This window comes from Neisseria sp. P0001.S005, assembly GCF_051963715.1.
In genome coordinates this window covers 1-314 of the sequence record NZ_JBQCTZ010000896.1, presented here as the reverse complement: position 1 = coordinate 314, position 314 = coordinate 1, and the positions used below count along the sequence as shown (strand labels likewise).

General features: G+C 52.5%; 1 protein-coding gene. It reads left to right on the top strand.

Annotated elements, in window-relative coordinates:
• Positions 1-314 (top strand): MBL fold metallo-hydrolase (locus tag ACTHSP_RS23405; protein ID WP_440347169.1); only part of this gene is annotated, 314 nt, incomplete at both ends.

The window sequence follows — 314 nt, the reverse complement described above, 5'->3', positions numbered from 1 at the left end:
GGCCCGCACAAAGACGACGAATTCCTGCTCCAAGCCCTTCCGCAAACGACGGCGCAATACGGCTTCCCCGTTTCTCCGTCATTCGCGCCGACACGCTGGCTGGAAGAAGGGGAAACGCTCAAAGTCGGCAACCATAGCTTCCAAGTCCTCCACATTCCCGGCCACACTCCCGGCCAAGTCGTTTTTTACAACGCCGGAAACGGTCTTTTAGTCGCAGGCGATGTTTTATTTTATGAAACCGTTGGTCGCACAGATTTTCCGCGCGGCAATCATGATGACCTCATAAACAATATCTGCGCTAAACTATTAACTCT